Source organism: Nonomuraea sp. NPDC050691 (assembly GCF_040654455.1).
Classification (GTDB): Bacteria; Actinomycetota; Actinomycetes; order Streptosporangiales; family Streptosporangiaceae; genus Nonomuraea.
Map to the genome: position 1 here is coordinate 86,391 of NZ_JBFAIA010000003.1, position 25,889 is coordinate 112,279.

23 protein-coding genes are annotated in these 25,889 nt (G+C 72.3%); 12 read left to right on the plus strand and 11 right to left on the minus strand.

From position 1 onward, the window contains the following. Positions 1–79: 79 nt before the first annotated feature. Positions 80–1,372, plus strand: a complete 1,293-nt coding sequence (locus AB0H81_RS02255) for a serine hydrolase (protein ID WP_358367997.1) — start codon at positions 80–82, stop codon at positions 1,370–1,372. 15 nt (positions 1,373–1,387) lie between these two features. Here the strand turns inward: AB0H81_RS02255 and AB0H81_RS02260 are convergent, their stop codons facing one another. Further along, positions 1,388–1,969: a LysR family substrate-binding domain-containing protein gene (locus AB0H81_RS02260; protein WP_358368000.1), complete on the minus strand. Its 582-nt coding sequence runs from the start codon at positions 1,967–1,969 to the stop codon at positions 1,388–1,390. On the opposite strand from AB0H81_RS02260, the gene AB0H81_RS02265 reads away from it, so the two are divergent. The 3 genes from AB0H81_RS02265 (at position 1,964) to sigJ (ending at position 4,206) form a co-directional block, all read left to right on the plus strand. Beyond that, positions 1,964–2,317 (plus strand): hypothetical protein, encoded by a 354-nt coding sequence (locus tag AB0H81_RS02265; protein ID WP_358368002.1) that lies wholly within the window; start codon positions 1,964–1,966, stop codon positions 2,315–2,317. The two genes, AB0H81_RS02260 and AB0H81_RS02265, sit on opposite strands and share 6 nt — an antisense overlap. Positions 2,318–2,420: 103 nt before the next feature. Next, the gene (locus AB0H81_RS02270) at positions 2,421–3,077 is read left to right on the plus strand and encodes a maleylpyruvate isomerase N-terminal domain-containing protein (RefSeq protein WP_358368005.1); all 657 of its coding nucleotides are present in this window, start codon (positions 2,421–2,423) and stop codon (positions 3,075–3,077) included. Positions 3,078–3,270: 193 nt separating this feature from the next. After that, positions 3,271–4,206 (plus strand): RNA polymerase sigma factor SigJ, encoded by a 936-nt coding sequence (gene sigJ, locus AB0H81_RS02275; protein ID WP_358368008.1) that lies wholly within the window; start codon positions 3,271–3,273, stop codon positions 4,204–4,206. A gap of 121 nt (positions 4,207–4,327) precedes the next feature. Here the strand turns inward: sigJ and AB0H81_RS02280 are convergent, their stop codons facing one another. Next, positions 4,328–4,813: a carboxymuconolactone decarboxylase family protein gene (locus tag AB0H81_RS02280; RefSeq protein WP_358368011.1), complete on the minus strand. Its 486-nt coding sequence runs from the start codon at positions 4,811–4,813 to the stop codon at positions 4,328–4,330. 202 nt (positions 4,814–5,015) lie between these two features. Here AB0H81_RS02280 and AB0H81_RS02285 point away from each other — a divergent pair, with 202 nt between their 5' ends. From AB0H81_RS02285 to AB0H81_RS02295, 3 genes are all read left to right on the plus strand, one after another. Continuing rightward, on the plus strand, positions 5,016–5,912 hold the full coding sequence (locus AB0H81_RS02285) for an RNA polymerase sigma-70 factor (protein WP_358368156.1): 897 nt from the start codon (positions 5,016–5,018) through the stop codon (positions 5,910–5,912). A 131-nt stretch (positions 5,913–6,043) separates the two neighbouring features. Continuing rightward, positions 6,044–6,766, plus strand: a complete 723-nt coding sequence (locus AB0H81_RS02290) for a VOC family protein (RefSeq protein WP_358368014.1) — start codon at positions 6,044–6,046, stop codon at positions 6,764–6,766. 167 nt (positions 6,767–6,933) lie between these two features. Then, positions 6,934–7,341 carry a YciI family protein gene (locus AB0H81_RS02295; RefSeq protein WP_358368017.1) on the plus strand — a complete coding sequence of 136 codons (408 nt, stop codon included), beginning with the start codon at positions 6,934–6,936 and terminating at the stop codon, positions 7,339–7,341. A 309-nt stretch (positions 7,342–7,650) separates the two neighbouring features. On the opposite strand, the gene AB0H81_RS02300 is transcribed toward AB0H81_RS02295, so the two are convergent. The 5 genes from AB0H81_RS02300 to AB0H81_RS02320 all read right to left on the minus strand — a co-directional run bounded on the left by AB0H81_RS02300 (position 7,651) and on the right by AB0H81_RS02320 (position 14,246). Next, positions 7,651–8,835, minus strand: coding sequence for an Ig-like domain-containing protein (locus tag AB0H81_RS02300; protein ID WP_358368019.1), 1,185 nt, complete (start codon positions 8,833–8,835; stop codon positions 7,651–7,653). Positions 8,836–9,007: 172 nt separating this feature from the next. Next, positions 9,008–11,221: an ATP-dependent RecD-like DNA helicase gene (locus tag AB0H81_RS02305; protein WP_358368022.1), complete on the minus strand. Its 2,214-nt coding sequence runs from the start codon at positions 11,219–11,221 to the stop codon at positions 9,008–9,010. 66 nt (positions 11,222–11,287) lie between these two features. Next, positions 11,288–11,716: a hypothetical protein gene (locus AB0H81_RS02310; protein WP_358368024.1), complete on the minus strand. Its 429-nt coding sequence runs from the start codon at positions 11,714–11,716 to the stop codon at positions 11,288–11,290. Next, on the minus strand, positions 11,713–12,318 hold the full coding sequence (locus AB0H81_RS02315; protein ID WP_358368027.1) for a DUF2867 domain-containing protein: 606 nt from the start codon (positions 12,316–12,318) through the stop codon (positions 11,713–11,715). Before AB0H81_RS02315 ends, AB0H81_RS02310 begins: the two co-directional genes overlap by 4 nt. Further along, entirely contained in the window at positions 12,315–14,246 is a 1,932-nt protein-coding gene (locus tag AB0H81_RS02320) for a fumarylacetoacetate hydrolase family protein (protein WP_358368030.1), read from the minus strand. Before AB0H81_RS02320 ends, AB0H81_RS02315 begins: the two co-directional genes overlap by 4 nt. Positions 14,247–14,331: 85 nt before the next feature. Here AB0H81_RS02320 and AB0H81_RS02325 point away from each other — a divergent pair, with 85 nt between their 5' ends. Then, positions 14,332–14,913, plus strand: coding sequence for a TetR family transcriptional regulator (locus AB0H81_RS02325; RefSeq protein ID WP_358368033.1), 582 nt, complete (start codon positions 14,332–14,334; stop codon positions 14,911–14,913). Between the two features lie 63 nt (positions 14,914–14,976). Here AB0H81_RS02325 and AB0H81_RS02330 read toward each other — a convergent pair whose 3' ends face one another. Both AB0H81_RS02330 and AB0H81_RS02335 read right to left on the minus strand, forming a co-directional pair. Continuing rightward, positions 14,977–15,294 (minus strand): hypothetical protein, encoded by a 318-nt coding sequence (locus AB0H81_RS02330; protein ID WP_358368035.1) that lies wholly within the window; start codon positions 15,292–15,294, stop codon positions 14,977–14,979. Positions 15,295–15,500: 206 nt separating this feature from the next. Further along, positions 15,501–16,934, minus strand: coding sequence for an FG-GAP-like repeat-containing protein (locus AB0H81_RS02335; RefSeq protein WP_358368037.1), 1,434 nt, complete (start codon positions 16,932–16,934; stop codon positions 15,501–15,503). Positions 16,935–17,095: 161 nt separating this feature from the next. On the opposite strand from AB0H81_RS02335, the gene AB0H81_RS02340 reads away from it, so the two are divergent. Together AB0H81_RS02340 and AB0H81_RS02345 are read left to right on the plus strand one after the other, a co-directional pair. Further along, positions 17,096–20,401 (plus strand): BTAD domain-containing putative transcriptional regulator, encoded by a 3,306-nt coding sequence (locus AB0H81_RS02340; protein WP_358368040.1) that lies wholly within the window; start codon positions 17,096–17,098, stop codon positions 20,399–20,401. 81 nt (positions 20,402–20,482) lie between these two features. Then, on the plus strand, positions 20,483–21,478 hold the full coding sequence (locus AB0H81_RS02345; RefSeq protein WP_358368043.1) for an LLM class flavin-dependent oxidoreductase: 996 nt from the start codon (positions 20,483–20,485) through the stop codon (positions 21,476–21,478). Positions 21,479–21,525: 47 nt separating this feature from the next. Here the strand turns inward: AB0H81_RS02345 and AB0H81_RS02350 are convergent, their stop codons facing one another. Together AB0H81_RS02350 and AB0H81_RS02355 are read right to left on the minus strand one after the other, a co-directional pair. Then, positions 21,526–23,154: a multicopper oxidase domain-containing protein gene (locus tag AB0H81_RS02350; RefSeq protein WP_358368046.1), complete on the minus strand. Its 1,629-nt coding sequence runs from the start codon at positions 23,152–23,154 to the stop codon at positions 21,526–21,528. Continuing rightward, positions 23,147–23,554 (minus strand): hypothetical protein, encoded by a 408-nt coding sequence (locus AB0H81_RS02355; protein WP_358368049.1) that lies wholly within the window; start codon positions 23,552–23,554, stop codon positions 23,147–23,149. The genes AB0H81_RS02350 and AB0H81_RS02355 overlap by 8 nt, the downstream gene beginning before the upstream one ends. A gap of 373 nt (positions 23,555–23,927) precedes the next feature. Between AB0H81_RS02355 and rsgA the strand changes: the two genes are divergently transcribed. Both rsgA and AB0H81_RS02365 read left to right on the plus strand, forming a co-directional pair. Beyond that, positions 23,928–25,046 (plus strand): ribosome small subunit-dependent GTPase A, encoded by a 1,119-nt coding sequence (gene rsgA / locus AB0H81_RS02360; protein ID WP_358368052.1) that lies wholly within the window; start codon positions 23,928–23,930, stop codon positions 25,044–25,046. Between the two features lie 146 nt (positions 25,047–25,192). Beyond that, positions 25,193–25,705 carry an N-acetyltransferase gene (locus tag AB0H81_RS02365; RefSeq protein ID WP_358368159.1) on the plus strand — a complete coding sequence of 171 codons (513 nt, stop codon included), beginning with the start codon at positions 25,193–25,195 and terminating at the stop codon, positions 25,703–25,705. Positions 25,706–25,889: the final 184 nt, after the last annotated feature.

Genomic DNA, 25,889 nt, shown 5'->3' on the forward strand with positions numbered 1-25,889 from the left:
CCACGGGATAGTCAAGGTTGACCATATCAGCGACCCCGTGCTCTGATAGTCAAACTTGAATAAGCAAACTGGAGTACACATGCTCTTCCTACGACGCCGGATGGACGCGCTGGTGAGCGCCTACACCGAACTCGGCAGATTCAGCGGCGCGGTGCTGGTCGCGCGCGGCGAGCGGGTCCTGTTCAGCAAGGGGTACGGCCTGGCCAGCCACGAGCACGACGTGCCCAACACGCCCGCCACGGCGTTCCGCATCGGCTCGCAGACCAAGCTGTTCACCGCGATCGCGATCCTGCAGCTGCGTGAACGCGGCCGCCTGCGCGTGCACGACCCGATCGGAGAGCACCTGCCCGGCTACCCGCGCGGCGACCGGATCACCCTGCACCACCTGCTCACCAACACCTCCGGCATCCCCGACTACGTCACCACGGAGGGCTTCACCCGCATCATGGGGACGCCGCGCACCCGGCGACAGCTCATCGACGACTTCAAGGACCGGCCGCCGCTCTTCGAACCCGGGGAGCGCATGAGCTACAGCAACTCCGGCTGGGTCCTTCTCGGCGAGGTGATCGAGCGGCTGTCCGGCCTGACCTACGCCCAGTACCTGCGCCGGCACGTCCTCACCCCGCTCGCCATGCACCGCAGCGGCCTGGACGACGGCGGACACCTCGTCAAGGGCCAGGCCGGCGGCTACATCTGCGCCGACGGCCGGATCACCCCCACCCCCCACCTCGACAACTCCAACCAGGACGCCGCCGGCGCGCTCCACTCGACGGTCGAGGACCTGTACCGCTTCGACCGGGGCCGCCACCGCCTGCTGCCACCCGGCCCGCTCGCCGACCTGTTCACCCCCCATGTCGAGGCGGACGGCACGGCCTACGGCTACGGCTGCTCGGTGAGCCCCGGCCGGGTCGAAAGCGCCGGCGGGACCATCGGCTTCGTCAGCATCTCGGCCCGCTACGAACGCGACGACCTGTTCGTCTGCGTGCTGTCGAACTTCGAGAACGCCGCCTTCTCCGCCATCGAGCGAGGACTGGCCGCGATCGCCCGCGGCGAGCCGTACGAGCTGCCCGGCGCACGCGTCTTCGTCCCGCTCGACCCGGCCGTCCTCGACCGGTATGTCGGCCGCTACAGCATGCGCTACGCGGGACGCGCCTCCACCATGGACATCACCCGGGAGGGCGAGCGGCTCATGGCCGAGGTCCACGGACTGGCCAGGACCGAGCTGCGCCCCATGTCCGAATCGCGGTTCTTCGCCAGGATGAAGGGTGAAGTGGAACTGGACTTCCAGCCGAGCGGGGACGTGGCGCTGACCTGGGCCGGCCGTGAGATCACGGCGCAGCGGGCGGACCCTGGGCCGGCCGCCGGAGAGTGAGGCCACGTCGGCCGTTCACTGTGGGGCAGGGCTGCCGGAGGGCCGGCGCAGTGTCGTGGTGGCGATCTCCAGGAAGTCCAGCACCCGCCGCTCACGCCTGTCCTCCGCCACCGCCAGGCAGGTCTCGTAGGGCGTGGCGTCCGTGACGGGCAAGCAGAGCAGGTCGGGTCGTGAGGAGGAGCGCGCGACGCTGCGCGGGACGAGCCCGACGCCGCGCCCGGAGGCGATGAGCTCGAACTTCTCCTCCAGCGAGGACGTCCGCCGCGTCCGCGCGTCGAGGATCGGCTCGCCGTCGAGGTCGGCCGAGGTGAGGGTACGGAGGCGGGCCAGCGGGTGTGTCACCGGCAGGCACGCGACCTTCGGATCGTGACCGATGGGGATGATGCGCAGCCCCGACTCCTCGAAGGGCCGCCGCAGGTAGCCGACGTGGGCCCGGCCGTCGCGCAGCGGCGCGTCCCGCTCCCACCAAAGCGACGGGACGAGGTCGATCTCCACCTGCGGGTGCCTCGCCGTGAACGAACGGATCGCCTCCGACACGTGCAGCCCCGCCGAGAAGGTGACGACGAGCCGTTCGAGGCCCCGAGCGGCCTCATGCACCCGCCGCAGCGCCGCGTCGACGCCCGTCTGCTGCTCGACCGGTCCTGGAGCGGGACGGGCGAGGTCGCGGTACTGGGCCCCGAGGACCTCTCGCCGGACGACATGGCGCGCATCATGTCCGAGGTGCTCGAACGGCCCATCGGCTACCGGCGGCGGTCGCTCGACGACCTCGGCGCCGCGCTGGCCGGCCACGGCCTCGGTGAGGCGTTCGTCCAAGGCATGATCGACATGATGCGCGCCAAGGACGAGGGCCTCGACAACGGCGTGGAACGCACCCCGGGCACGGCGAGCCCGACGACCTTCCGGCAGTGGTGCCGGCAGGTGCTCAAGCCCGCCGTGCTCGCCTGAGCAGCCCACCTTCGGGCAGCCCACCTTCGGGCAGCCCGGCCGCCGGGGTGCTTGTCCGCCGGGGTGCTTGTCCGCCCCCGCGGCACCGCACTACCGTGCCGATGTGGATCTCTTCTCACGCTCGTGGACGGCGTTGCGCGCAGCGGTCGCCGCGCTCGCCGACGAGGACTTCGCCCAGCCGTCCGGCTGTGGCGGCTGGCTCGTCCGGGACCTGGTGTGCCACCTGATCATCGACGCCCAGGACGTCCTGATCACCCTGGCCACCCCCGCCGAGACGGAGCCGACCCGCGACGCGGTGACCTACTGGGAGGTCACCGGCACGCCGCCGAGCGGCGAGGACCCGCTCGACGCGCTGACCGTCCGGCTGGCCGCCGCCTACGAGGAGCCCCGGCTGCTGAAGTTCCACCTCGACGACCTCGGCTCCGCCGCCGGCCGCGCCGCCGCACTGGCCGACCCGGGCCTGCGGGTCGCCACCCGCGAGCAGGTCATCACCGCGGGCGACTACCTCCTGGCGTACGTCATGGAGTGGACGCTGCACCACCTCGACCTGGTCGCGCACCTCCCGCACGCGGCGCGGCCGCCGGCGCAGGGGCTCGCCCGCTCCCGCCAGATGCTGGAACAGATCGCCGGGGCCGCGTTCCCCGCGTCGCTGTCCGACGAGGACGCGCTGCTGGTCGGCACCGGACGGCGTGCCCCGACCGGCGCGCAGAAGGCCGCGCTGGGCGAGCTGGCCGCCCGGCTCCCGTTCGTCCTCGGCTGATCGTCTTGCCGCTCGCCTCCAGCAGCCCGAGAGCGTTGTGCCGGGCGACGAAGCCGCTCCTTGTACGGGTGGAGTCGAGGACGTGGTCGCCGGTCAGCTTGCCGGCGCACGGACTCACATTCCCGGGGACCGTCTCGTCGTACAGGTGAGAGCACACGCGACAGACACGCGACCGAGGAAAGCCGGCCACACCATGACCACCCCTGCCGAGCCCGCGGACAGCCGGCTCGATCCGAGCCTGAGCGCGATCATGAGCGAGCGGCGCCAGCTGATCAATCTCGCCTACCGGCTGCTCGGCTCCCTGGCCGACGCCGAGGACGTCGTCCAGGAAACCTACGCCCGCTGGTACGCCATGGCCCCCCACCAGCAGCGGGCCATCGACTCCCCCGGCGGCTGGCTGACGACGGTCGCCAGCCGCATCTGCCTCGACGTGCTCGGCTCCGCGCGGGCCCGGCGCGAGAGCTACGTGGGCGAATGGGTCCCCGAGCCGCTGCCCGATCGCACGGAGTGGATCGCGGGGCGGCCGGGCGACACCACGGCCGACCCGGCCGACCGGGTCACCTTGGACGAGTCGGTCAACATGGCCTTCCTCGTCGTGCTCGAATCGCTGACCCCGGCCGAGCGCGTCGCGTTCGTCCTGCACGACGTCTTCCGCTACTCCTTCGCCGAGGTGGCCGGCATCGTCGGCCGCACCCCGGCGGCCTGCCGCCAGCTCGCCTCCTCCGCCCGCCGCCGCATCCGCGCCTCCCGTGCACCCGCGACCCCGGCGGCCCAGCGCGCCGACGTCGTCAGGGACTTCAAGCAGGCCTGGCAGGCCAAGGACATCGAAGCCCTCATCGGCCTGCTGGCCCCCGACGCCACAGCGGTCGGCGACGGCGGCGGCCTGGTCAGCGCCGTGCTGCACCCCGTCCAAGGCGCCGAGCAGATCGCGCGCTACCTCATCGACGTCACCGGCAAGGCGCCCGACCTGACGATCCTGGAGCGCACGGTCAACGCCCAGCCCGGGCTCGTGGCTCAGCAGGACGGCGTCACCGTGGCGGTGTTCGCGTTCGACGTCGCGGGCGACCGGATCACCCGCATCTGGGGGGTGCGCAACCCCGACAAGCTGCGGCCCTGGACGGCGACCTGACCCTGGGCCGTCCCACGCCCCCGGTCGCCGACAGCGCCCGGCAAGGGGGCCACGTCGCCGCCGGGCGAGCGGCGGCGCCGCCGATGACGGCCTTCCCGCCGCTGGGGCTGCCTCCTGCCGATCAGTTCGTCAGGCCGGCGAACATGCCCGGCTCGTAGGAGCCTCCCGGGTTGCGCGCGATCACGCCGAGCCGGTTGGCCGCGTTGATCATCGCGACCAGGTAGACGAGGGCGACGATCTGGTCCTCGTCGTAGTGCTCGCGCGCCGTTGCCCAGGTTTCGTCGGACACGCCGTGGTGGGCGTCGGCGAGGCGGGTGCCCTCCTCGGCCAGCGCCAGCGCGGCCCGCTCGGCGTCGGTGAACACGCTGCTCTCACGCCAGGCGGCGACCAGGTTGACGCGCACCGCGCTCTCCCCGGCGGCCGCGAGCTGCTTGGTGTGGTAGTCGACGCAGAAGCCGCAGCCGTTGATCTGGCTGGCGCGCAGGCTCACCAGCTCCACCGTGCTCTTCGACAGTGACGACTGCTCGATCGCCAGGCTGACGCCGGCGAACCGCTTGCCGATCCTGGCGCCGAGCTCGTTGGCGAGCAGGTCGATACGGGGTCCCATGACTTCGTCCTCACGTGGGGTGGTGGGTGCTGCCGCACTGAACGACCACAAGATGCCGGCGACCCGGCACCTGTGACGGCGGGGGTGTGTGACATGCGCCACCGTCCGCGAGTGTCACAAAACGGCGGGAACCGGCATCTTGTGCGTGTGACAGGTTGGAAGCGCACAGGAGGCGGCCTTGAGTGAACGCAGCGAGCCGATGATGGACCCCGCCGAGCCGCCCGCCGGCGGTATGGACGGGGCCACCGAGACGTTCCTGGTCCACCGCAACCTGTTGTTCACCGTCGCCTACGAGCTGCTCGGCTCGGCCGCCGACGCCGAGGACGTGCTGCAGGAGACCTGGCTGCGGTGGGCGGGCGTCGATCTGGACCCCGTGCGGGACCGGCGCGCCTACCTGGTCCGGATCACCGCCCGGCAGGCGCTGGCCCGGCTGCGCGTCCTCGGCCGGCGCAAGGAGTCCTACGTCGGCCCTTGGCTGCCCGAACCGCTGCTGACCACACCCGATGTGGCCGAGGACGTCGAACTGGCCGACAGCGTCTCGATGGCGATGCTGCTGGTGCTGGAGACGCTGCAGCCGACCGAGCGGGCGGTGTTCGTCCTGCGTGAGGTGTTCGAGCTGGGCTACGACGAGATCGCCGAAGCCGTCGGCAAGAGCCCGGCCGCGGTGCGCCAGATCGCCCACCGGGCGCGCTCGCACGTCGCCGCGCGCCGCCCCCGCGGCACCGCCTCCCCGGCCGAGGCCCGCGACGCGCTCCAGGCCTTCCAGCGGGCGATCGAGACGGGCGACCTGCAACACCTGCTCGACCGCCTCGCACCGGACGTCGTCCTGCTGAGCGACGGCGGCGGCATCAGGCAAGCCGCGCTCGCCCCCGTCATAGGCGCCGACACGGTGGCCCGCCGGCTGCGCAGAATCGACCCTGCGGCGTCCCTGCGGCTGGCGCAGATCAACGGCCACCCGGCCCTCGTCGTCCGGCTCGGCGACCAGATCGACACCGTCATCGCCGCACACGTCGACGACGGCCTCATCACCGGCCTCTACGCCGTCCGCAACCCCGACAAACTCTCCCGGATCGAGCAGGAGACCGCGCTGCGCCGCTGAGCGTCCAGGCCTCTCCCGGCCGGTCTTAAAGCGTTGGCGTGACAGTCCTGGCGCGAGCTAGCGTTGCCCGCGTCATGCGCCAGCAGGCCATGCCCTGTTGCGTCTCGAAGCCGGCCGATTGGAGACACCAGATGACCTCTCAGCTCGTCGCGCTCTGCTTCGACGCGAGCGACCCCCTCCGTCTCGCCCGTTTCTGGGCCGGGCTCCTGGGCTGGGAGACGGCCGGCGACCCCCACGACGGCGTCACGATCCTGCCGACCGACGACACCGGGTTCCAGATCCGTTTTCTTCCGGCCCAGGAGAACAAGACCGTCCCCAACCAGATGCACTTCGATCTGACGAGCACCTCCCTCGAGCACCAGAAGCAGACGGTGGCCAGGGCGCTCGAACTCGGCGCGCGGCACATCGACGTCGGGCAACGCCCGGAGGAGGGTCACGTGGTGCTCGCCGACCCCGAGGGCAACGAGCTGTGCGTCCTCGAGCCCGGCAACAAGTTCCTGGCCGACTGCGGATTCGTCGGAGCGCTCGCGTGCGACGGTTCGCAGGAGGTCGGCTACTTCTGGAGCCGGGCGCTGGGCTGGCCGCTGGTCTGGGACCAGGACGAGGAGACCGCGATCCGCTCGCCGCACGGCGGCCCGAAGATCACCTGGGGTGGTCCGCCGGTGGCGCCGAAGCACGGCAAGAACAGGCTGCACTTCGACCTGGCTCCGCCCGCGCACACCGATCAGCAGGCGGAGGTCGACCGTCTGGTCTCCCTCGGGGCGACGCGCATCGACGCCGGCCAGGGTGAGGGCGGCCGGGTGCTGATGACCGATCCCGACGGCAACGAGTTCTGCGTGCTGGCCCCCCGATAGCGTCAACGTCCTGGTACCGCCCACCTGTGATCGTCACGTGCTGACTTGGGTACATCACAGAGCGCTCCTCGGAAAAAGTCGCGGGGGATGTCGAGAACCCGCGCGTGGCTCCGTCCCCGCGGTGAACACCGGCCACCATGGGCCGTACCGCACGAAGGAGAACGACGATGGCCAAGTACCTGCTGCTCAAGCACTACCGGGGGGCGCCGGCGGCGGTCAACGACGTGCCGATGGACCAGTGGACACCGGAGGAGGTCTCGGCCCACCTTCAGTACATGCGTGACTTCGCCGCCCGGCTGGAGGGCACCGGCGAGTTCGTCGACGCTCAGGCGCTCTCCCCGGAGGGCACGTTCGTCCGCTACGACGGCGAGGGGCGTCCGCCGGTCACCGACGGCCCGTTCGCCGAGACCAAGGACCTGATCGCCGGCTGGATGATGATCGACGTCGACAGCTACGAGCGGGCGCTCGAGCTGGCCGCCGAGCTGTCCGCCGCTCCGGGCGCGGACGGCGAGCCGATCCACGAGTGGCTCGAGGTGCGTCCCTTCCTGACCGAGCCCGCCACGGTGACCGAGTGAACGAATGACGGCGTCGGCGCCGTTGCCGGACGAAGGCTTCACCGGCGGCCCGGTGCTCGACCTGTTCCCCCGCGCCGCACGAACAGGGTGCCGCCTACCTGGTCATCCTGCGCGGCGAGGGGGACGGCCGGGCGGCTGAGCTCACCCCCGCGTCATCGCGCGCCCGTCCCGGCAGTGCGGTGGCGCTGGGCGCGGGGGTGGCGCGTTGTGCGGGAAGGCCGTGGTCGACATCGTGTACGCGGCGTGCCGGCCGCCGGAGTTTTCCGCGGCGGCAAGGCAGGAGGGGCCGGGCGGGCGTGCCCGGGCGGGTTACAGGGCGCTGCCCTTCTTCCACTCGGAGAACGGCATCTGCCAGAAGCCCCAGCCGTTGTTCCACTCCAGCTCGCGGTTGGTGCCGGTGATGTCGACGACGTCGCCGCGCTGCATGGTGTCGTGGAACCACCTGGCCTGGTCGGGGCGGGCGTTGACGCAGCCGTGGCTGACGTTGCGCACGCCCTGCGCCCAGACGTTGTCCTTGGCGTGGACGTACTCGCCGGAGTTGGAGATGCGGACCGCGTGGTTGATCATGACGTCGTAGTAGCCGGGGTCGCCCTTCTTGCGGCCCGGCGAGATCATGCGGACGGGGTTGCCGCGCTCCATGGTGAGGTGGACGCCGGAGGTGGTGGTGTACTCGCGGGTGGTGGCCATGCCGGCGCTGATGCGCATGGTCTTGACCCGCTTGCCGTCCTTGTAGACGTACATCATGTGGGTGCGGGTGTTGACCTTGCTGATGACCTTGGCGCCGATCTTGAGGTTGGCGGTGTAGTCCTTGACGCCGTAGGTGCCCTTGCCGGCCTTGACGCCCTCGATGTCGGCGGTGAAGGTGATCTTCTGGTGGGCCGGCCAGTAGGTGGCGGTGCGGTAGATGACGACGGTGTCGTTGATCCAGCGCCAGGCGCCCTTGACCGGCTTCTCCGCCTCGATCTTCAGCGCGCGCTCGACGTTGGCCTTCTGCGTGACCGGCTGGTTGAAGGTGACGATGATGGGCGCGCCGACGCCGAGCGTCTCGCCCTTGGCGTTGGGGGTCACGTCGGCGACCTGCAGCGGCCGTTCGGGCTTGACGGTGGTGAAGGCGCTGGTGGCGGTGGTGACGCCCGACTTGGCGGTGACGGTGTAGTCGGTGGAGGGCTTGAGCGTGCCCTTGGAGACCCAGCGGGTCTTGTCGGCGTTGAAGGTGCCCGTGATCTCGTGGGCGTCCTCGCCCTGGACGGTGATGTCGTCGAGCGTGCCGCCGGAGGCGGTGACGACGATCTTCTTGTCAGGGCTGACCTTCGCGCTGCCCTCGGCGGGGGATATGGTGATCGTCGGCGCCTGCGGGGTGGCGGACGTGGTGACCTCGGGCGCGCCGGCGTTGCCCGTGGCGGCGTTGCCGCTCGAGCACGAAGCCGTCAGGGCGGCTGCGGCGAGCAGCGCCATGCCCGCGGTGGGCTTCTTCCAACCAGACGCGATGTTCAAGACGGTCCTCTCCCCCATGGCAGCAAGTCAAAACTGCACCCAAAAAACCTTAATGCTGATGCATGTATGACGCGGATTCATTTGGGAGAGTTCGGTCACATTTCGATCACTTGTTGCAGTCACCCGCAGGTCAGCGCACGGTCAAGTCCGGGTAAAAGAGTGAACCTGCGGGTCAGCCGCGCGAGATGCGGTGGGTGAGGCTCGTGTGGCGCCGCCCGGCGCCCCTGGTGCGCACGGCCTGGGCCAGGGCGCGGCGCGAGCCGACGATGACCACCAGCCGCTTGGCGCGGGTGATGGCGGTGTAGAGCAGGTTGCGCTGCAGCATCATCCAGGCGCTGGTGGCCAGCGGGATGACCACGGCGGGGTACTCGCTGCCCTGCGAGCGGTGGATGGAGACGGCGTAGGCGTGGGCGAGCTCGTCGAGCTCGTCGAAGGCGTACTCGACGTGCTCGTCCTCGTCGGTCAGGACGGTGAGCTTGTGCTCGTCGGGGCGCAGGTCGGTGACGACGCCGACGGTGCCGTTGAAGACGCCGGCGGCGCCCTTGTCGTAGTTGTTGCGCAGCTGGGTGACCTTGTCGCCGACGCGGAAGACGCGTCCGCCGTAGCGGCGTTCGGGCATGCCCTCGCGGGCGGGGGTGAGCGCCTCCTGCAGGGCGAGGTTGAGGGCGCCGGCGCCGGCGGCGCCGCGGTGCATGGGGGCCAGCACCTGGACGTCGCGGCGCGGGTCGAGGCCGAACTTGCGGGGGATGCGGCGGGCGACGACGTCCACGGTGAGCTGGGCGATCTCCTCGGGCTCCTCGCAGGGGAACAGGAAGAAGTCCTTCATGCCCTCAAGGACGGGGTGGCGGCCGGTGTTGACGCGGTGGGCGTTGACGACCACGCCCGACTCCTGGGCCTGGCGGAAGATCTGGGTGAGCCGCACGCGGGGGATGTCGTCGGCGGCCAGCAGGTCCTTGAGCACCTCGCCCGCCCCGACCGAGGGAAGCTGGTCGACGTCGCCCACGAACAGCAGGTGCGAGCCGGGCGCGACGGCCTTGACCAGCTTGTTGGCCAGCAGCAGGTCGAGCATGGACGCCTCGTCCACCACGACCAGGTCGGCGTCGAGGGGGTTGTCGCGGTCGAAGGTGGCCTCGCCGCCGGGGCGCAGCTGCAGCAGCCGGTGCACGGTGGTGGCCTCGTGGCCGGTCAGCTCGGCCAGGCGCTTGGCGGCGCGGCCGGTGGGGGCGGCCAGGATGACGCGGGCCCGCTTGGCGCGGGCCAGGGTGACGATGGAGCGGACGGTGAAGCTCTTGCCGCAGCCGGGGCCACCGGTCAGCACGGCGACCTTGTGGGTCAGCGCCAGGCGGACGGCCTGGCGCTGCTCGGGGGCCAGTTCGGCGCCGGTCTGTGCGGCCAGCCACGTCTCGGCGCGTTCCCAGTCGACCTCGGCGAACGCCTTGAGCCGGTCGTGTCCCCCGCGCAGCAGCCCCAGCAGTCCGCCCGCCAGCGACAGCTCGGCCCGGTGGAAGGGCGGCAGGTACACGGCGGGCACGACGCCCTCGCCGGCCGGGATCTCCTCGCGTACCACGCCCTCGGCGGCGACCAGCTCGTCCAGGCAGGTGGTGACCAGCGCCGCGGGCACGTCCAGGATCTTGACGGCGTCGGCGACGAGGTTGGGGGCGGGCAGGTAGCAGTGGCCGTCGTCGGCGGCCTGCGACAGGGTGTAGCGCAGGCCGGCCTTGACGCGTTCGGGGCTGTCGTGCGGGATGCCGACGGCCTGGGCGATGGTGTCGGCGGTCTTGAAGCCGATGCCCCACACGTCGTCGGCCAGCTGGTACGGGCTGGTGCGCACGACCGTGACGGACTGCTCGCCGTACTCCTTGAAGATGCGCACGGCGATCGAGGTGGACACGCCGACGCCCTGCAGGAAGATCATCACCTCTTTGATGATCTTCTGTTCCTCCCAGGCGGCGGCGATCATCTTGGTCCGCTTGGGGCCGAGGCCCGGCACCTCCACCAGGCGTTCGGGCGTGGTCTCGATGACCTCCAGCGTGTCGGTGCCGAAGTAGTCGACGATCCGCTCGGCCATCTTCGGGCCGATCCCCTTGATCAGGCCCGAGCCGAGGTAGCGGCGGATGCCCTGGACGGTGGCGGGCAGCACGGTGGTGTAGGACCACACCTCGAACTGGCGGCCGTAGCGGGGGTGGGAGGTCCAGCGTCCGCTCAGCCGCAGCGACTCCCCCACCTGCGCGCCCAGCAGGGGGCCGACCACGGTCAGCAGCTCCGAGCCGGAGCGCTCGGTGGCCACGCGGGCGATGGTGTAGCCGGTCTCCTCGTTGGCGTAGGTGATGCGCTCAAGGACGGCGTCCAGCGAAGCAGCGCGTGAAGCATCGTCACCGGCCCGCACGCGAAAACCCCTCTCCCGTCGCCCTTGTCCGCAGTCAGCGTAGAGCAGCCCGGCCGCGGGCGAGCCTCACGCCGGGGCCGGCCGGTCCTTCCCGCGCGCCGCCAGGACGACGAGCGCCCCCGCGACGGTCCCGGCGAAGTACGGGGACGGCACCAGCAGGACGCCGCCCAGCACGCACCACACCGCGAGGCTCCAGCCGATCCAGGCCGGCACGGCCACCCCGCGTCCCGCGAGGCCCCAGATCAGGCACCCCAGGAGGACCAGGGGGACGGCGAAGCTTCCCGGACCGGCCCAGAAGGTGACCGCGTTCTGCAGGGACCGCGCCGTCTTGACGGCACCGTCGGACAGGTCGAGCGGGACGGCCGCCCAGATCCCCCGATCCACCCAGCCGGTGACGTCCTGCCAGGAGGTCATCGCCAGCAGGGACAGGTGCCCGGCTCCCAGCGCGATCATGATGCCGCTCGCCCAGCGCAGCAGCCGCTTCCTGGCGTTCATCGTCCGCTCTCCTGTTCGTGGTCGTGGCGCCGGCGCCAGGCCTGTTCCCATCGCCGGGTCAGGGCCGGGTAGACGATGAGGTGGCGAAACGGTGCGATGGCGGCCATGTAGAGCCGCCCGAACCATCCGTTGTGCTTGACGAGCACGGCCATGCGCAGCTCGTGCTCGCCGTCGGCCCCCTGGACCCAGCCGAGGTGCATCACGGTGTGCACGGTCTTGTTCGCCAGCTCGCGCGCGGCCTCCGTGTCGAGCTCGTAGACCGCTTTGAGGGGCATGTCGTCGTCGTCCGGGCCGCGGGGAGCGTCGCGCAGGTCGCCGGGCAGGCGCTCACGCAGCGAGGAGACCCGCCGGCCGACGCCGGCCGACGGCTCGTCCCAGCCGAACAGCGCGCCGAGCTTCCACCGCAGGTCGAACAGGAATTTCACCGGCTGGGGCTGGTTGGTCAGCCCGGCGTGCTCGCGCAGCGCCGCGAGCATCACCGGGAAGTCGCCGGGCCCTGCCCCGGGCGTGCGGAAGGACCACACGTCCTGCACCGAGAAGTCGCCGGCGAACTCGTGGATGCGCCACGGCCGGCAGGTGTGCGCGCTGGTCGGCAGCCTCACGACAGCGCCCTTTCCGCCATCATGGCCATCAGCGTCAGCTGGCCCATCTCGGGTGTGGCGGCGGGGTCGAGGTCGCGGTAGCGGCGGTGGAGGTTGACCACGATCCGCTCGGAGTCCAGCCAGGTGGCGTACTCGCCGAGGTCCACCGCCTGAAGCGCCTCGGCGAAGGACAGGCCGCGGGCGTGGGCGGCGTCGGCCTGCTCGACCACGTGGGCCAGGTAGCCGCGCACCGCGCGGATCCCGTCGGGGTCGGTGACCGGGCCGTGACCGGGGACGATCGTGCCGGCGCCGGTGGCGAGCATCTTGTCGCAGGCGGCGATCCAGCCGGCGATCGGGCCGCTCCACACGATCGGGGTGCAGCCGACGAACAGCAGGTCGCCCGCGAACAGCACCCCCGCGTCGGGGACGTGCACGACGGAGTCGGCGGCGGTGTGGGCGGGACCGAGGTTGGTCACGCGCACCTCGCGGCCGCCGACCTCCAGGGTGAGCTGCCCGTCATAGGTCAGGTCGGGCAGCCGCAGGCGGATGCCGCCGAAGTCGAAGGCGGCGAACCGTTCGCGGAAGTACGGGGTCACCGGGCCCATGTCCACGACCTGGGTGGCGGTCAGCATCTCCGGGGGCATCTCGTGCCGCATCTCCGCGCAGGTGGCCTCCGCGGCGATGATCGGGACGTGCTCGCCCAGCAGCTGGTTGCCGTGGGTGTGGTCGCCGTTGGAGTGGGTGATGACGGCGTGGCTGAGCGGGTGCCGATCGGTGACCTCGCGCATGGCGCCGAGCATCTCGGCCGTCAGCGGCAGGTCGAACAGGGTGTCCACCAGAAGGGAGGCGCCCTGCCCCGCGACCAGTCCCGCGTTGCTCCAGCCGTACCCGCCGTCGGGCAGCAGCCAGGCCCACACACCCGGGCCGACCTCGTGCAGCCCGCGCGTGTAGGGCACCTTCGAGGGGGCGCGGTTGACGCGCGGGCGCGCGGGCCGCCGGTCGGGGTTGTGCCGGGCTTTCAGCGGGTACGGCGTGGCCGGCGCGCGGACGCTCTGCCGGGTGCTGCCCAGCCCTTCGACGCTCAGCTCGACGACGTCGCCGTCGCGTAACCAGCCGGGGAAGGCGGCCGGCTCGGCGAGGGACAGGTGCTCGATGAGACAGCAGCCGGGCACGGTGCCCGAGCCGAACACCTCGCCGGGCGCCAGGTCCACGCCGCGTGAGGCGTAGGAGACGACCTCGCCGAAGCTCCAGTCCATGGCGTCGGTGCGGCCCGTGCCGATGGTCTTGCCGTTGACGGTGGCCTCGACCCGCAGGGCGAGCCTGCCGTCGCGGCGGTAGGGCTCCAGCTCGTCGGGGGTGACCAGGTACGGGCCGAGCGTGGTCGCGCCGTCCTTGCCCTTGGCCTGGCCGATCGCCAGCGGCGCCTCGCGCAGTTGCAGGTCGCGTGCCGACCAGTCGTTGTAGATGGTGTAGCCGATGATGTGCCGCTCGGCCTGCTCCGGCGTGAGGTCCCGGCCGCCCGGCCCGATGACGGCGGCGATCTCCAGTTCGAAGTCGAACCAGGTGCTGCCGGGGGAGATCGTCACGTCGTCGTACGGGCCGACGACCGTCGAGGGGCAGGCGAAGTAGAAGGCCGGGATCTCGTACCAGGCGTCCTTGAGGGTGCGCGGCTGACCGGCGGCCTGCTGACAGTTGCGGATGTGGTCCAGGAAGCACAGGCAGTCGCGGACCGAGGGCGGGCGCGGAATCGGCGCGCGCAGCCTGGCCTCGGCCAGCGGGACCGTCCGCGCCCGTGAGGCCAGGGCCTCCTGTCCCGCCGCGCGCAGCTCCTCCGCGCCCCGGCCGATGAGCTGGATCAGGCTGAGGCCCGGCGCGACGGGGTGGATCCGGTCCCCGCCGATCACCCCGGCGCGCTCCCCGGTGTCCGTCGCATACGTCACCCAACGCATGAGAACCTCCTTCTGTGTTGACTGACATAGGCTATACCTGTCGACATTGGCTCTGTCGTCCGGCATACCTGGTTTGATGGTCCGCATGGCCACGCGACGTATCCAGAGGACCGAGGAGAGCCGGCGGCTGCTGGTGACGGCCGCCGCCGAGCTCTTCGCCGAGAAGGGGTACCGGCAGACGAGCTTCATCGACATCGCCGACAGGGCCGGCATCAGCCGCGGCTCCATCCCCTGGCACTTCGGCAACAAGCTGGGCCTGCTGGAAGCGGTGCTCGACGAGCAGCTGCGCGCCGTGCTCACCAGCGTCGCCGAACCCGCCCAGCCCGCCGGGCAGCGCCCCGGCGACCCGCTCGACCAGGCCATGGGCTTCATCCGCCTGCCTGTCACGCGCCTGTTCATCACGCTGCTCGCCGAGGCGGTGGAGGTCGACTCGCCGATCCGCGAGCACTACGCGCGGCTGCACACGGCACTGCGGCAGGCGGTGCGGGCCCGGCTACCGGTGCAGGCGCTGCCTTCGGGCATCACTGCGGAGGCGTTCACGGTCCTGCTGGTGGGGGCCGTCATCGGCGTCCACGCCCAGTGGCGGGTCGCCCCCGAGGCGGTGGACCTCGACGCCGTACAGGCCGCGATCCGCGCCCTGCTGCCGGCGAGCCTCGGCCTCAGCTGACCTCCCGGCCGGTCGGTGGCCGACTCGGGCATCGGCCGCCGCACCGGTGAGGTGGCCTGCTGATCAGCGGGGGCGGCTGAGGGCGGCCTCGGCCAGATCCGTCCATTTCTCGGCCCAGGAGTGGGGCACGACCACCCAGTCCTTCACCACCCTGCCCTGCCCCGAGGGGTCGAACAGGGACGCCCCGGCCAGCTGGAGCGCGGCCGTGTGTTCGGGGGTGTCCCTGACCAGCCGGAACACCATCGCGCCGTCACGCTGCAGGCTGGCGAACACCTTCCCCGCCTGATCTTTGAGCGCGGGACTGCCCATCATCCTGGAGATCTGCACACCCAGGTCGGACAGCTCGGCGCCGACCTGCTGGAAGTCCTCTTCCGCGCTCATCGTCAATCGGTCCCAAACTCCATGGCGGCGTATCGAACAGCTCGTCGTGGTCGGGCCTCTTCCCGCGTGACGCGATCGCCTCGGCCCCGCCATCCGGCGGCACGGCGATCAGGCTAGTCGTCCTGGCGGTACCGATCAAGGCGGGATGACTGCCGGCCAGGCCGAGCCCCGCGGGCGCCGGTCGCGGGTGATCCGTGTCGGGCCCTTCAGTTCAGGGAACGGCCGAAAGCGGAGTCCTTGCCGGGCGTGGCCACCCGTTCGGGGCCGATGAGTGTCGGCTCGGCCGCACGCGCGCCCTCGGACAAGCCTGCCAGCACGGCCACCACCGGCTCGGTCGGGATCGTGACCGCCAGATCGGCTGCCCCGTCGTTGTCGAAGTCGGACAACTGCAGCGAGGCCCCGAACAACTGAACGTCCTGCTCGAGGCGCGCGTCACCCGGCTTGAGCACCCGGGCTCCGGCGCCCGGCAGCCGGCCCTTCCCTCCGTACAGCAGGAAGACCGCGCCCTGGCGCGCGAACTTGCCCGATGCGCCGACCGCCACGTCCGCGTACCCGTCGCGGTTGACGTCGCCGACGGCCAGATCGCCGCCGAACCCGTCGCCCTCCGCGGAGTCCTCCGGCACGCCGGGAGAGTTCTGGGAGATCAGCACGCCCTCGGCCGCCGCTCCCGCCGACGAGCCCCGGTGGAGGAAGACCTGGCCTCCGGGATCGTTGGCGTCGGCGTAGCTGTTGCCCGCGATCACGTCGCCGAAGCCGTCCCCGTCGACATCGCCGACGGCGAGCGCCTGCACCCCCCATGCGTCGAACGTGTGACCGGCCACGTCCTTCAGCCCGCCGGACGAACCCCGGTAGACGGCTCCGGCGCCCTCGTCGGCCGGGTCGTGGTCGGAGAAGGCGACCACGAGGTCGTCGAGCCCGTCACCGGTGACGTCGCCCGAGGCCAGCGCGTTGATGACGCTGGATCTCCTGACCATCCGGGGCCGCGGTGCCTGCCGCCGTATCCGGCCGTCCCCGTAGACCACCCATACCGCCCCTTCCGTCGCCACCCCCAGGTCCTGGTAGCCGTCCCCGTTGAAGTCGCCCGCCGCCAGCAACTGCCCGAACGTCGCGTCCCCGGGCCTGAGCAGAACCGCCGACCGGCCGGACAGCCCTTGCCGGCCGCCGAAGACGATCGTCACGGCGGCGGGCGAGTCGCCGAGATCGGAGGTCGCGCCGACGGCGAGATCGGCGTATCCGTCGCCGTCGAAGTCGCCACTGGCGGACGACGCGCCGAAGTCGTCCCCCTTGGTGGAGCGCCCCGGCAGGCCGCCCCGGCCGGGCTGGAGCAACGTCCGGCCCGTGGGGCCGGGGCCGTCGGCTCCGCCGTAGGAGACGACGACGTATCCGGAGGCCGGGGGCTCTCCCTCGTCGAAGCGCTGCCCGGGAGCGCCGATGGCCAGATCGGCGTAGCCGTCGCCGTTGTAGTCGCGGGCCTTGGTGGTGTCGCAGCCCGCGCGGCACGCTCCGCGCGCCGCGGGAGTCCCCGAAGGCGCCGGCGCAGAGGTGGCCGGCGCGGAGGTGGCCGGCGCCGGAGGCCCGGCGGAGCAGGCGGCTGTGGTCACCGCGAGGGTCATGGCCGCAGCGAGCGCGATCATCCGCATGGCAGGCAGGATAGAAGGCCGGGCCGTCAGTCCAGGATGAGGAAACCTCCGGCCTCGCGTACGGCGCCGGCGACCTGCCCATTCCGGACAGGCGACTCGTTTCCTGTCGGGTGAGCGTCCCCATACGCTGGTGCGCCGGAAAACGTCAGCGATGAGGAGCCATGGACTTTCGCCTGTTCGGCCCGCTGGAGGTCCTCGACGCGCACGGGCGGCCCGTCGAGCTCGGCACTCCCAAACAGCGTGCCGTGCTCGCGATGCTGGCGCTCGACCCGGGCCGGATCGTGTCCCTGGAGCGGATGATCGACGAACTGTGGTCGGGCGAGCCGCCCTCCAGCGCCATGGGATCGCTCCAGGTCTACATCGCCAAGCTGCGCAAGGCGCTGGAACCGGACCGGCCGCCCCGCACGCCGCCGGCGGTGCTCGTGACCCGCGAGCCCGGCTACCTGCTGTCGGTGGCGCCCGGGCAGGTGGATCTCGTCCGGTTCAGCGCGGGGGCCGAGGACGGCAGCCGGGCGCTCGGCCTCGGTGAGCACGCCCTGGCGCTGCGCCATCTCGACCGGGCTCTGGCCGCCTGGCGCGGCGAGCCGCTCGCCGAGTTCGCCGGCTACGGGTTCGCCCAGCCGGTCGCGGCGCGCCTGGGCGAGCTGCGCGACACGGCGATGGAGGACCGGTTCGAGGCGCGGCTCGCGCTCGGCGAGGGCGGGGCGTGCGTCCCGGACCTGGAGCGGCTGGTGGAGGCGCAGCCCTTCCGCGAACGGCTGTGGAGGCTTCTGGTGCTCGCCCTCTACCGCGCCGGGCGCCAGGCCGACGCGCTCGGGGCGCTGCGCAGGGTCCGGACCCTGCTCGCCGACGAGCTCGGCCTCGAACCCGGTGAGGAACTGCGCGCGCTGGAGCAGGCTGTGTTCACCCAGTCCCCCGAGCTGGCCGCGGCCGTACCCCGGCCGGCCCGCGTGGAGGTGCGGGAGCCGGCCGCCTCATCGCCGCAGACGACCGACGGCCTCATCGCCCGGGACGCGATGCTGCGCCTCATCGCCGAGCGGCTGGAGGGGACCCGGCGGGGCCGGGGCGGGGTCCTGCTGGTGACGGGCGAGGCGGGCATCGGCAAGACCCGCCTCGCCCAGGCCGCCGCCGACCAGGCCGAGGCTCGTGGGCTGGCCACCGCGTGGGGTCGTTGCGCCGAGGACACCGGAGCGCCCGCGTTCTGGCCGTGGCTGCAGGTGCTGGGCGCCTTCGGCGAGGACACCGCCGGCGCGCTGCGCCTGCTGAGCGGCGAGGCGGAGACGGGCGGCGATCCCGACACGGCGCTGTTCGGGCTGCACGAGCGGGTCCTGCAGGAGCTGACGGCATCCGGTGAGCCCCGGCTGGTCGTGCTGGACGACCTGCACTGGGCCGACGCCTCTTCGCTGCGGCTGCTGTCCTTCCTGGCCGCTCACCTGCACCGCTTTCCCGTACTGATCCTGGCGACGCTGCGGCCCCAGCCGGGAGGCGAGCCCGAGCAGCTGCGCGACACCCTCGGCCGGCTGATCAGGGAACCCGGCGCCGAGCGCCTGGAGCCGGCGCCCTTCACCCGGGAGGAGGTCTCGGCCTACCTCGCCCGCCGCGACCTCACCGAGCCCGCGCTCGCTGAAGTGCTGCACGACAGGACCGGCGGCAACCCGTTCTTCCTGAACGAGCTGCTTCGCCTGCTGGACAGCGAGCACCGGCTGGACAGCGAGCACCGGCTGGACAGCGCGTCGCTGGGCGTCCCGGCCGGAGTGCGCGAGGTCATCGGACGCCGGGTCGCGCGCCTGCCCGAGCCGACCCAGGACCTGCTGCGCTGCGCCGCCGTCCTCGGCCGTGAGGTGAGCTTCGACGTGCTGGCGGCGGTGGGCGCCCTGCCGCCCGAAGAGGTCATGTCGCTGCTCGAACCGGCTGTGGCGAGCGGGCTGCTGATCGAGCTGCCCGGCGGGTTCGACTACCGCTTCTCCCACGCCCTGGTGCGGGACGCCCTGTACGCCGAGCTGGGCAGGCTGGGCAGGACCCGGCTGCACCTGCGGGCCGGGGAGGCGCTGGAGTCGTTTCCCGGCGTGGAGGCGTCGGTGCTGGCCCACCACTTCGGCGCGGCCTCCCGGGTGGGAGGGGCGGTCAAGGCGGTCCAGCACGCGGTCAGGGCCGCGCGCCGGTCGGCCGACCAGCACGCCTACGACGAGGCGGTCGGCTTCTGGCGCAGGGCGCTCGACGCGCTGGACGCGGCGGACCTGCGCCGCCGCCATGAGCTGCTCATCGGACTCGGGCGGGCGCTGCGGGCCGTGGGCGACGTGGAGGGGGCGCTGGCGGCGCTGGACGAGGCGATCCGGATCGCCGCCGGCCTCGGCGACAAGGGGGCGCTGGTCTCGGCGATCGTCGTCTTCGGCGAGGTCGCGGTGTGGAACTGGCGCGCCTACGGGGAGTCAGACGAGCGCATGGTGGCGCTGCTGGAAGGCCTCCTGGACGAGCCGCTCGACGAGCGTGACCGGGCCGCCCTGCTCGGCACGCTCGGAGTCGAGCTGTACTACACGGGCACGCGGCGGGGCGAGGGCGAGCGGCTGGCCGCCGAGGCCGTCGGCATCGCCCGCCGGGTCGGGGACCCCGCCCTGCTGACGCGTGTGCTGAACAACTATGTGATCGCCTCCTGGGTGCCCGAGCGGGAGCGGGAGCGCAGGAGCGCCGCCGAGGAGATGCTCGCCGTGCCCGGCCTGCCGGCCGGCGCGGAGGTCGTGGCCCGCGTGTTCCGGATGGCGCACCTGCTGAGGGACGGCGAGCTGGCCGAGTGGGAGCGAGACCTCGCGCGCTGCGAACGCCTGCTGGTCGAGGTGCGCCGCCCCGAGCTGGAGGCGATGGTGCGCATCGCCGAGGCCGCCGCCCGCACCCTGCAGGGCCGGTGGGAGCAGGCCGAACGGCTCGCCGGGCAGTTCACGGCGCTGCTGGACGGGGCCAGGATGTGGGGGCTCGACTATCCGGGCCTGATCACCCTGTTCTCCTGCCGCTGGGCGCAGGGAAGGACCGGCGAGATGCTCGGCGAGCTGGTGTCGAGGGCGGGCCATCCGGACATGGTGCCGTTGCGGCCTGTGGCGGTGCTGGCCGCGCTGGAGGCGGGCGATCGCGTTCTGGCGCGTGAGCTGGTGGCCCGCTGGGGGACCGAGATCCGCCACGACTGGTCCACGGAGTTCCTGACCGTCGTGTGGGGGTACGTGGCCGCCCGCCTGGGCGTCCCCGAACCGGCGGACCTGTACGCCAGGCTCGCGCCGTACGCGGGGCGGCTGGTCGTCAGCGGCATGGGGGCGGCGGGCTGGGGCTCCATGCACCTGGTCCTGGCGGAGCTGGCCCGAGCCATGGGCGAGGCGGAGCCGGCGCGTGCCCACGCCCGGCAGGCGCACGAGGCGCACCTGCGCCACCGGCTGGACCACTGGGCCGGCCGGAGCAGCCGGCTCCTCGCCGACCTGGGCTGACGGCGGCCGCGCGAAATATCCGCGCGGCCGTCATGGTTGCACAGCCTGCGACGCACCGCACCGACGAAAGGCTTGTCCCCCATGGCTCTCCCCCTCTCCATCCTCGACCTCGCCCACATCGGTGAGGGCGAGACGGCGGGCGACAGCCTGGCCGCCAGCGTGGAACTGGCCCAGCGCGCCGAGGAGTGGGGCTACCGGCGCGTCTGGTACGCCGAGCACCACAACATGCCGTCCATCGCGTCCTCGGCGACCAGCGTCCTCATCGCCCACGTCGCCGCGCACACCCGGACGATCCGCCTCGGAGCGGGCGGTGTCATGCTGCCCAACCACGCCCCGCTGACCATCGCGGAGCAGTACGGAACCCTCGAAACCCTGCACCCCGGACGCATCGACCTCGGCCTCGGCCGGGCTCCCGGCAGCGACCAGAAGACCATGCGGGCCCTGCGCCGCACCCCGTCGTCCGCCGACGCCTTCCCGGAGGACGTCCTGGAGCTGCAGGGCTACCTGACGGGCCACTCCCGCATCCCGGGCGTCGACGCGACGCCGGGCAAGGGCACCGACGTGCCGCTGTACATCCTCGGCTCCTCGCTGTTCGGGGCCACCCTCGCCGCCGCGCTCGGGCTCCCGTACGCCTTCGCCTCCCACTTCGCGCCGAGCGCCCTGGAGGAGGCCGTCGCCGTGTACCGGCGCGAGTTCAAGCCGTCCGCGCAGCTCGAGCGGCCGTACGTCATCGCCGGGGTCAACGTCATCGCGGCCGACACGACGGAGGAGGCCCAGGAGCAGTTCCTGGCGGCCAAGCGCCTCAGGGTCGGCCGGTTCCTCACGCCCGGCCGCACCCTCTCGCCGGAGGAGGCCGACGCCGTCCTCCAGTCCCCCGCCGGCCGGCAGATCGAGCAGATGACCACCTACTCCGCCGTCGGCGACCCCGCGCAGGTGGAGGAGTACCTCGACCGTTTCGCCGGGCAGGCCCAGGCGGACGAGCTGATCGTCGTCTCCGCGGCTCCCGACAGGAAGGCCTGGCTCCGTTCCCTCGAGCTCCTGGCGAGCGCCCACGGCCTGCTCCCCGGGCGGCGGTGAGCAGGGCGGCGACGGCCCTCGGCGTGGGGTCGCCGCCGGGCTCGCCGTCAGATGACCTCGAGGTTGGCCATCATGCCCATGTCCTCGTGTTCGGCGTTGTGGCAGTGGAAGAGATAGCGGCCGCGGTAGCCGTCGAAACGGGTGATGATCTCCACCGATTCGGCCGGTCGCAGGGAGACGGTGTCCTTGAGGCCGGCGTCGTGCGGCAGCGGCGGCCGGCCGCTGCGTGAGAGCACCCGGAAGCCGACCAGGTGCAGGTGGACGGGATGGTGGACGTCGGCGACCATCCGCCACACCTCGACATCGCCGAGCCGGGTGGTGACGTCGGAGCGGGCGGGGTCGAACGGCAGCCCGCCGATCAGCCATCCGTGGTCGCCGTGCATGCGTCCGGCGCGGAAGGAGAACTCGCGCACCCTGACGGCCTCCGACCGCCGCCAGGCCGGCAGGTCGGTGGACAGGGCAGGTGGGACGCGGCTGTCGTCGGCGGCCTTGCGCGCGACCCGGAAGGCCATCACCTCGCCGGTACGTCCGGAACCCAGCCGGTTGACGACTTTGACGAGGCTGCCGACCGGCACGCCGGAGAAGTCGATGATCACGTCATAACGTTCGGCCGGCGCGACCGGGAGAAGCCGGTGGGTGACCGGGGCGGCGAGCAGTCCCTGGTCGGCGCCGATCTGGACGAGAGCGAGCCGGCGTCCGTCGTCGCCGACCGCTTCGAGTTCGTAGTGCCGGGCGTTGGAGGCGTTCAGGATGCGCAGCCGGTAGCGGGCCGCGTCGACCTCGTGCACGGGCCACGGGGCGCCGTTGACCAGGATCACGTCACCGAGGACACCGGCCAGATAGGGCTCGCGCACGCCCGGCCGTTCGCGCAGGGCGGGGTCGAGGGCGGGGTAGTCCAGGCCGCCGTCGGCGGCGAACGCCCGGTCGGCGATCATGAGGGGCAGTTCGCGCCGCCCCGCGGGCAGGCCGAGTGCGTCCTCGGCGTCGTCGCGCACGATGTGCAGTCCGGCCAGGCCCCGCCAGATCGCGGGGGCGGTGAAGTCCATCCGGTGGTCGTGGTACCACAGCAGCGTCGGCCGCTGGTCCAGCGGGAAGGTGTAGTCCCGCGTCGACCTGCTCACCACCGCCCGCGGATCACGCATGTCATGCCCTGAGCCGTGCCCCGAGCCGTGGCCTGAGCCGTGGGCGCCGTGCTCCATGCCGGAGGTGACGTCCGGCCAGTCGTCGGGCAGGACGAGGTCGGTCGGGTAGCCGTCGGAAGCCGCCGGGGTCCGCCCGCCGTGCAGGTGCACCACGGTCGGCACGGGCAGGGTGTTGCGGTGTGACACGGTGATCGGCCGGCCGCGGCGCGACTCGATCGTCGGCCCCGGGAAGGTGCCCTCGTACGTCCACAGCGGCGTCTTCACACCTGGCAGGATCTCCGCGCTCGCCTCGCGCTGGGTGATCTCGTAACGGTCGGCGCCGCCCGAGGTGCCGACCGGCTTCAACACGGCGGGAATCGGCAGCGGCACCTGGAAGGGCGGCGGCAGCGGCACGGCGCTGCGCAGCTCGGCGCCGGTGACCGACGGACGGCGCGACAGCGTTGCCGCGGCCGACAGCCCGGTGGCCGCCGTCAACCCGAGCGCCCCGCCGATGCCGAGCGCCCGCCGCCTGGTCACGCCACGGCTGTCACGCACTCTCGGCCTCCTTGCGTAGAAGAGGCCGCCGCCACACATCGATGAACTGCACCACGACCGCGACGATGGTCATCACCCCCAGCGGGAGGTGCAACCACAGCGCGCCGTCCAGCCCGGCGACGTACTGCACGGTCTCGGCCGCCACCACCGCCATCGTGGCGAGGAACGGCCCGATCTGGCGCAGCCGGACCCAGACCGCGATCGCGACGATCGCCTGCAGGTAGCCGATGGAGGTGACGACGTCGGCGCCGGCCGCGTGCAAGCCCAGACCGGCGTAGTCACCGGTCAGATACACCCCGGCGAACACCGGTTGCCCGGCGATCGCCACCGCGTGCGCGCTGACGACGGCCCGCAGCATCCATCCTGTGGGGGTCGTCCGGGGCGCGGTCACGGTGAGCATGGAGATCCCTCCTCGCTTCGTTCTCAACACGTGAACGCTATGGCCCGTGAGTTATCTTGTCTAAGATCGATATTGCTATGCGGTTATGCCTCGGGAGTCATGACGGGTCCTGACGCCGCCGAACCAGAGGTGAGCGCGGACGACGGTCGCGTGCAGTGCTAAGCTGCTGATCGTTTGGTGTTGGATTTCCGGATGAGAGGGAGGTGAGGCTCGATGACCGCGGTGAAGACCGCTGCCCTGCGCAGCGCCCGGACATTCCTCACGTCCCGGGCCCCGGTCTGACCCACTTCTTCCCCTCGCCCCAGCCGTCCGGCTGGAGAGGCGGGGTGTCGTCTGCGTCTCGTCGGGGCCCCTTCCCGCAAGGTGTCTCACGTTGCCCAACTTCTTCACGGAACCATCCGACTTCACCGATCCGTCCGACTCCGCGGGTCCGTCCGGCGCCGGCCTGTCCCCGTACGGATGGACCGGAACACTCGACAACGCCTTCACCAAACACCGCGAGGCCGGCCTGGTCCCGGCCCGGATCGCGCGCGTGGACCGCGGCCTGTGCGACGCGGTCACCGAGTCCGGCCCGGTGCGGGCCGACCTCACGGCGCTCCACTCCCCCGACCCGCTCCTCGCCCCCTGCACCGGCGACTGGGCCGCGCTGCGCCCGGGCCGCGAACCGAGGCTGGTGGCCCTGCTGCCGCGCCGCAGCGCGATCGTGCGCTCGTCCGCCTCCCGGTCCTCCCACGGGCAGGTGCTGGCCGCCAACGTCGACACCGTCGTCGTCACCGTCTCCCTGGCCGCCCCTCTGGACGCGGCCAAGCTGGAACGGCTGCTGGCCCTGGCCTGGGACAGCGGCGCCAGGCCGCTGATCGTCCTGACCAAGGCGGACCTGGCCGCCGACGCCGACGCCGCGCACACCGAAGCGAGCACGCTGGCGCCCGGTGTCGACATCCTGGTCACCAGCGTGGCCACAGGTCAGAACATCGATGTGCTGACCGCGCTGCTGCGCGGCACCACAGTCCTGCTCGGCTCCTCGGGCGCGGGCAAGTCCAGCCTCGGCAACGCGCTGCTCGGCGACGAGCTTCTCGCCACCGGCGAGGTACGCGCGCAGGACGGCAAGGGCCGCCACACCACCGTCCGCCGCGAGCTGGTCCCCCTTCCCGGTGGCGGTGTCCTCATCGACACGCCGGGCCTGCGCGGCATCAGCCTCTACGACGCCGCCGACAGCCTGGAACAGGTCTTCGCCGAGATCGAACGCCTCGCCCGGGACTGCCGGTTCGGCGACTGCGCCCACGACGCCGAGCCCGGCTGCGCGGTCCAGGCCGCCATCCAGGCGGGCGAGCTGACCCGGCGCCGCCTGAACAGCTACCGCAAGCTGCAACGCGAGAACGCGTGGGCGGCCTCGCGCACCGATGCCCGGCTGCGCGGCGAACGCGCCAACCGGCAAAAGGCCATCACCGGCCACCTGCGCGCGACCTACAGGTTCAGGGACCGGCAGTCATGACCGACGCCCCGCACGCCCCGGTCACCGACCCCGTCGAGGCCCCCCTCCAAGAGATCACCATGCGCGAGGAGCACGGCGCGGAGTACCGGTACACCGGCCACGCCCTCCACCCCCACGCCAGCACAGAAACGGACCCGAACATCCCCATGAGCACGTCCTGGATCACCCGCGCCGAGACCGCCGCCGACCTCGCCCAGATCCGCCAGGTCAACCTCGCCGCCTTCCCCACCTCCCACGAGGCCGACCTGGTCGAGGCCCTGCGCGCCGACCCCGAGGCGTGGATCCCCGGCCTGTCGTGGGTCGCGCAGGAGCCCGGCGGCGCCGTCGCCGGCTTCGCACTGCTCACCCGCTGCCACGTCGACGGCTCTGCGGCGCTCACCCTGGGCCCGTGCGCCGTACGACCCGAGCACCAGCGCAGCGGCGCCGGTTCGGCGGCCATCCGCGCCGCCCTCGACGCCGCCCGCCGGCAGGGCGAAAGCCTCGTGCTCGTGCTCGGCCACGCCGAGTACTACCCCCGTTTCGGCTTCACCCCGGCCTCCGGCCACTCCATCCGGCCGCCCTTCGACGTCGAGGACAAGTACATGATGGCGCTCGTCCTCGACCCCAGCCGGCCCGTGCCGTCCGGCACCATCCGCTACCCGGAGGCGTTCGGAGTCTGACCCCGGGGGCCGGATGACGCCTGCACCGGGATGGCCCTGAGGGAGGCGGCCCGCCGGTGAGGGAAACCCCCTCGCCGGCGGGCCGCCGTCCGGGCGGCGCGGCCTGCGTGAGGAGGACATCGGCCGGGCGGGCGCGCGCCTATCCGGCCAGGGTCGATCCACGCCTGGTGGAGGCGCTGAACAC